The following is a 6,001-nucleotide window of genomic DNA, read 5'->3' on the forward strand; positions in this document are numbered from 1 at the left end:
GGGCGAGGGATGGGGGATGAGGGATGGGGTGTGTGGAATAGGGGGCGACGATCGCTTTGGCGATAGGGGCCTCCGTGATGCCCGATCCGTAGCGCCTGGCCCCTATTTTCTCACTTCCTCCGCCAATGCTGCCCGCACCGCCTCGATCGCGCGGGGCCAGCCGTCGAAGCCGCCTGTGGCGAAGGTGCGGACTCGCGGGTAGAAGGGATAGCGTTCGGTGGACATCAGGTGCCAGTCGTCGGGCGCATGGATCAGCCAGGTGCGCGCCCCCGTTGCCGCCGCCATGTTCGTGCCCGCGATGCCGGGGCCGACGACCAGATCCAGCGCCGAGGACAGGGCGATCAGGTCGTCGAGGTCGTTCTTCAGATCGATCGGCGGGGTCCAGATCCTCGCGCCCGCAGCCTCTGCGGCGGCCAGGTCGTCCGAGACGTCGCCGCATTGCAGATTGACCATGACGCAGCCCGGCGTCGTCAGGATCGGCGCCCACAGATCGAACGCCGAGAAATAGCGCGCGCGAACGCCGGTCAGGATCGAACTCTTCCAGTGCAGGCCGACCTTGAAGCCGGGGCCCAGCTTTTCGATCTCGGCTTTCCAGTGAGCGACCTTATCCGGATCGGGTTTTAGATAGCCGTCGCGATCGGGGAAGTCGGATACCGAATGGCGGAACACGGCGCAGAGACTGGCCATGGGCACCCAGACGTCGGCCTTCCCCTCGGTCTCGCCCACCTCCTCCATGAAGGGGACGTAGCGGGTCAAGCGGCCGTCGAGGCGGACGGCCTTGTGCGTACCCACCACCGCGGTCGGGAAGCTGCGCTGGAAGGTCGAGACCAGCCGGCCCTCGACGGCGATGAAGACCTTGCCGTCGTGGCCCACGGCGTCGATGACGTCGGGAATGCAGCCGCCGAAGACCATCTCGTCGGCGATGCCCTGTTCGCCGATGATCAGGACCCGCTTGCCCTTGAGGTCCTGGGTCTTCGGATCCCAACGGGGCGCGTCGACGACGAAATGCACCGCCTCGGGCATCTCCGGATCCAGCCGGACCTCATAGGCCTCGAAGCCTTCCTTCAGCCGGCCCATGCCCATCAGGGTCATGGCGCGAGCCATGTTCATCATCGCCGCTTCATACGGAGTCTCGGCACCGGTCAGGGCGGCGTCCAGGTCCTCGAGGGCCCCTTGCGCATCGCCCAGCGGCTGGCGGGCGTTGGCGCGGTTGTAGCGGGCCTTGGCGAAGGCGGGGTCGAGCCGCAGCGCCTCTTCGAAGAAGGTCAGTGACGGTTCCATCCGGCCCTGGTCGGTCAGGATGGTGCCCAGGGTGTTCCACAAGGTGGGGTCGGCCGGTTCGATGGCGATCAGGTCGCGCAGCACGTCGATCGCCTCGTCATACCGCTTCTGGTCGCGCAGGACGCAGGCCAGATTGTTGGTGCCCTCGATATGTCCCGGCTCTGCGGCCAGGAATTTGAGGATCAGCTTTTCGGCGATCTCGAGGTGCCCCAGCCGCTGGGCCAGCCGTCCCAGATCGTGGGCGATGTTGACGTCCTCGGGATTGATCTTCAGCGCCTGTTCGTAGGCGGTCAGGGCGTGGGCCAGATGGCCGGCCTTCTCGCGACAGATGGCCAGGACGTGCCAGGCCGCACCGTGGCGTTCATCGAACTGCAGCACCTGGAGCGCCCGCCGCGCCCCGCCCGCATAGTCGCCGACGCGGATGGCCGACAGCGCCGCCTTCAGCGTCTCGATCGCCTTCTTCTGGGCCTTGATCGAGGTTCGGTCGCCGGCCAGGGCACGGGACAGGCGGCTGATCGCGGCAGGGGAAGCGGCGTCGCCGACCACGCCTGTCGCCTGGGGCATCAGGGCGTGGACGTCTTCTGCGTCGGGTGTGGGGGCTTCGTTGGACAGGAACTGGGCGAGTGCGGACATGGATCAGGCTCGTCGTCGGGATAGCGCAGCTTGGTCGCGGTGTTCACAAGGGATGGTTAACCACGAGCGTTTAATCGGTGTTTGCGGGCCTTCGACTACGACACGTAGGCGAGCCTGATGGAGACCTCGCGCAGATGCCCCTGAAGCTGTCGCTCAAGCCCGGCGAGAAATTCGTCCTGAACGGCGCCGTCGTCCAGAACGGCGATCGGCGCGGTGTGCTGATCCTTCAGAACAAGGCCAGCGTCCTGCGCGAGAAGGACATCATGCAGCTGGAGGAGGTCACCACTCCGGCCAAACGGGTCTATTTCCCCGTGATGATGATGTACCTGGACGAGACTCAGGCCTCCAAGGTCTATGACGAGTTCATCCAGCGGCTGTCGGAGTTCATGGGGGCGATCTCGAACCCGGTGGTGATGGCCGACTGCGTCGCCGCGTCCAAGCACGTGATGGCGCGCGAATACTACAAGGCCCTCATGGCCGCACGAAAATTGGTCGACTACGAAGAGCAAAGGCTGGGGCATGCTTCAGGCGTACAAACAGGCGGCGACGCGGACTGAATCTCCGCGTGAGATGGAGTACCGCCTGTTCGGCCAGGTGACGCGCGCGCTGATGCACGCCGCGAGCGTCGATGCGTCGGATATCGCGACCCGGATCGACGCCCTGGACTGGAACCGCCGGCTCTGGTCGACGCTGGCGACCGACTGTTCGGACCCCGGCAACGCCATGACGATGTCGCTGCGGGCCCAGATCATCTCCCTGTCGCTGTTCGTGAACAAACACTCCTCTGCCATCATGCGCGACGGCGAAACCTTCGACGTCCTGATCGACCTCAACCGCGCCATCATGCAGGGCCTGGCGACGGATCCGACGGCGGCTCAGGCTGCGTGATGGTGGTGATTGGTGGCTAGTGACTAGTCGCTGGTCGCTGGTCGCTAGGGGTTGGCGCGCCGCGGCCTGCTGAGAGCCGGTTACGCCCCGCTGTTTCCAGCAACCACCAACCACCCCGCACACCCAATCCTTCCGGCTTCGTAGGCGAAATCTGCCTAGCGCACCCGGGTGCGCGTAAAAACTCCAATCCTTTCAATCTGATCGAGGCGGCCTGAACAGGCCCGTTCCTTGCGTGGCGTTGCCCGAACCCAGAACCGGTTCGACGGCCAGAAGGCCGTTGCATCTCCCGACCAGAATGGAAGGACACACACCATGGCCAACTCGGTCAACACCAACAGCGGCGCGATGGTCGCGCTGCAGAACCTGAACGCCACCAACGCCCAGCTGTCGACGACCCAGAGCCGGATCAACACGGGTCTGAAAGTCTCCTCAGCCAAGGACAACGGGGCCGTCTGGGCCATCGCCCAGGGTCAACGCGCCGAGATCAAGGCGTTGGGGGCAGTGAAAACGGCGCTCGATCGCGGAACCTCCGCGGTGGATGTGTCGCTGGCAGCGGGCGAGTCGGTCTCTGACCTCTTGCTCCAACTGAAGGAGAAGGCACTGTCCGCGACCGACCGGTCGCTGACGACCGCAGCGAGGAGCGCCCTCAACGAGGACTTCAAAGCCATCCGCGACCAGATCACCACGGTCACCAACAACGCCGATTTCAATGGGATTAATCTCATCAAGACCGGCGCGACGGCGTTCCAGGCTCTGGCCAATACGGCTGGCGGGACCATGACGATCGGCGCGGAAGTGCTGGCCCTCGGGTCCACGAATGTCACCGTGGCTGCGACTACGTCCATCGGCACCTCGACCCTGGCCACCACGGCCCTGGGTCTGGTGAACGCCTCCATCGACCGGGTCTCGGCCGCTCTCGGGCGTCTGGGCACCAAGTCGAAGGCTCTGGAAACCCATACGACGTTCGTCGGGAAACTGTCGGACGCGCTGGAATCCGGAGTGGGCAATCTGGTGGATGCGGACCTGGCGAAGGAAAGCGCCAAGCTCCAGTCGCTGCAGACGAAGCAGCAGCTGGGCGTGCAGGCGCTGGGCATCGCCAATCAGACTCCTCAGATCATCCTGTCACTGTTCCGCGGCTAAAGCGTTCAGGTCATCGCCGGGGAGTGGAAACGCTCCCCGGCGTTCCTTTTTCATAAGGGGGAAGGGCGCTAACGCTCGGCTCGCGGAGCCTCGCTGCTTGAGCGCGACGCTTGCTGGAGATGGCGCTGACGGCTTATGATTAACGCTTGAGTAGGCAAATCATCGAACGCTGATCGTCTTGATCCCTGGGAGTTTCGATGATGTTGTCCGCCCTTGCCCTCGCCCTCTCGATGATCGTCACAGGGCCTTCGGACCATGCCCCGGCCCGCTATGAGCTCGATCTTTCCCTGATGCGCGACGGCGAGCCGGCCGTCCTGGCCAAGACGATCATCGTCGAGGACGGCACGGCCAATGTGACCATCAACGACGCCAGCGGAACGTTCGAGATGAACGCCAGTCTCAATCCGGTTCAGGGCGACGCCGACGTCGACGCCCTGTCCCTTTATGTCACCATCAACGACGGCGACGCCCAGCCCCAAGAGCCGCACCTGCTCATCAAGCGCGGCCAGACCGCCCGGGTCGTCATCGGTCAGGAGGGGCCGGATGGGAAAATGTCCGAGGGCCTGACCCTGACGCTGACACCGATCCAAACTGACGATTGACGCGGGCCGGAATGCGTCCCACCTTCCTGCTCCCTGTTCAACAGTCGAAAGGAGGTGATCCAGTGTCTCATAGTTTCATCCGCGTAACCGAATGCCAGACCCTGGCCTTCGTTGGGGCGGCCACCTCCTGAGGGTCTGATTCAGACTCTCGGAGACCGCCTGGCGGTCAGACTATGGAAGGGCCGCTCCAGCGATGGGGCGGCCCTTCTCTGTCAGGGTCAGTCGATCTTCAGCCGCAGGAAGATCATGGCGCCGTCGGGGTCGCCGCCGTAGCTCGCCTCCAGCCCGGCCGGGACGCGGTTGATCGCGTACAGGCCGCCGAGCCCGAACCGGACGTGTTCGGCGATGCGCCAGTCGTGGATCGCCCCGACCGAGGCCTTGGCGACGGTGAAGATATCGCCGTGGCCGCCGTGGTGGCCGGGCAGGAGTTCGTCGGTCTCGGTGCGTTCGGCGCGGGCGAAGAGGGTCCAGCGATCGTTGGGGTGGATCGCGCTTTCCAGCAGCCAGGCGTCCTTGGACTCTCCATGATCGGGGGTCTTGCGACCCCAGGCCAGGGTCGAGGACCACCAGCCGTCGGCACCGAACCGCCGGGTGTGGATGGCGCTGGCCGAGGTCTTGGTCTCGTCCTCGCCGGGCTCGAGCTGCTCGGGCTCCGTGACGTCGGCCAAGGAGGCTTGCAGCGACCACTCCGGCGTCGGGTTCCACGACGCCCGCACGGCCCAGCTGTCGAACGACGGGCTTTCGATGTCGTAACGGTCCTGATCCGGTTCGCGGCCCCGGAAGGACGAGGCCTCAAGCTTGAAGTCGTCGTGGACCCAGCCGACCGTGGCCACGCCGAAGACGATGTGGGTCGAGTCGAGCCAGTGGTGGGTGATGGGCGCCTCGGGGCTATCCATCGCGCTCATCCGGTGCATGAAGGCGGGCGGGCCGAAGGCGGGTTCGCCGGGCAGGCCGACGTAGGCGAACAGGCTGTCACGTTCGCCGATCGGCCGGGCGTAGCTGGCCGACAGTTCCATGACCAGTTCGTGCGGGTGCTGGCGATCGACCAGGGGGTCGACGCCGTTCGCCGTCTCGCCCGCCGCCAGCAGAAGGGGGTACCCCTCCTTGCCCATCAGCGGATCGGGACTGAGCATCCCGCGCAGGTTCAGGATGCCGCCGTCAGAGAAGTCCCGGCGGGCGGCGGCCATCAGCATTCCGGAGACGAAGGTCTGCTCATCGCCGCGCGGGCCGGACTGGCGATCCCAGGTCAGGTTGAGCAGGGCGTGGGTCATGATCGACCAGTCGCCTGCGGTGGTGTGGACGCCGCCGTGCTGTGACGCGTCCGGCTGCCAGCTGGTGCCCGAGGCGTCACGGCTCATGGGCCAGGGGCCGAGCGAGGAGGTCATGGGCATGGCGTGATCCATGCCCGCGCTCATGTCGTGGCCGGTGTGGTCCGTACCGGTCGTCGGGGGCGGGGT

6 protein-coding genes are annotated in these 6,001 nt (G+C 65.6%); 4 read left to right on the forward strand and 2 right to left on the reverse strand.

Annotated elements, in window-relative coordinates; all coding sequences use genetic code 11:
- Window positions 1–102 precede the first annotated feature (102 nt).
- Window positions 103–1,914 carry a tetratricopeptide repeat protein gene (locus tag JHC99_RS17095; protein ID WP_292155848.1) on the reverse strand — a complete coding sequence of 604 codons (1,812 nt, stop codon included), beginning with the start codon at window positions 1,912–1,914 and terminating at the stop codon, window positions 103–105.
- Between the two features lie 134 nt (window positions 1,915–2,048).
- Between JHC99_RS17095 and flbT the strand changes: the two genes are divergently transcribed.
- The 4 genes from flbT (at window position 2,049) to JHC99_RS17115 (ending at window position 4,544) form a co-directional block, all read left to right on the forward strand.
- Window positions 2,049–2,471 (forward strand): flagellar biosynthesis repressor FlbT, encoded by a 423-nt coding sequence (flbT, locus tag JHC99_RS17100; protein WP_271144908.1) that lies wholly within the window; start codon window positions 2,049–2,051, stop codon window positions 2,469–2,471.
- A gap of 13 nt (window positions 2,472–2,484) precedes the next feature.
- Window positions 2,485–2,802, forward strand: a complete 318-nt coding sequence (gene flaF, locus JHC99_RS17105; RefSeq protein ID WP_271144907.1) for a flagellar biosynthesis regulator FlaF — start codon at window positions 2,485–2,487, stop codon at window positions 2,800–2,802.
- Between the two features lie 312 nt (window positions 2,803–3,114).
- Window positions 3,115–3,942: a flagellin gene (locus tag JHC99_RS17110; RefSeq protein ID WP_271144906.1), complete on the forward strand. Its 828-nt coding sequence runs from the start codon at window positions 3,115–3,117 to the stop codon at window positions 3,940–3,942.
- Window positions 3,943–4,142: 200 nt separating this feature from the next.
- Window positions 4,143–4,544, forward strand: coding sequence for a hypothetical protein (locus JHC99_RS17115; protein WP_292155849.1), 402 nt, complete (start codon window positions 4,143–4,145; stop codon window positions 4,542–4,544).
- Window positions 4,545–4,762: 218 nt separating this feature from the next.
- Here JHC99_RS17115 and JHC99_RS17120 read toward each other — a convergent pair.
- Window positions 4,763–6,001 (reverse strand): hypothetical protein (locus tag JHC99_RS17120; protein WP_292155851.1); only part of this gene is annotated, 1,239 nt, incomplete at its 5' end.

It is taken from the genome of Brevundimonas sp. (assembly GCF_016463485.1).
Lineage (GTDB): Bacteria > Pseudomonadota > Alphaproteobacteria > Caulobacterales > Caulobacteraceae > Brevundimonas.

Excerpts from the sequence above, each read along its gene's own strand:
- JHC99_RS17095 (WP_292155848.1), bottom strand. The coding sequence starts at position 1,914 with ATGTCCGCACTCGCCCAGTTCCTGTCCAACGAAGCCCCCACACCCGAC.
- flbT (WP_271144908.1), top strand. The coding sequence starts at position 2,049 with ATGCCCCTGAAGCTGTCGCTCAAGCCCGGCGAGAAATTCGTCCTGAAC.
- flaF (WP_271144907.1), top strand. The coding sequence starts at position 2,485 with ATGGAGTACCGCCTGTTCGGCCAGGTGACGCGCGCGCTGATGCACGCC.
- JHC99_RS17110 (WP_271144906.1), top strand. The coding sequence starts at position 3,115 with ATGGCCAACTCGGTCAACACCAACAGCGGCGCGATGGTCGCGCTGCAG.
- JHC99_RS17115 (WP_292155849.1), top strand. The coding sequence starts at position 4,143 with ATGTTGTCCGCCCTTGCCCTCGCCCTCTCGATGATCGTCACAGGGCCT.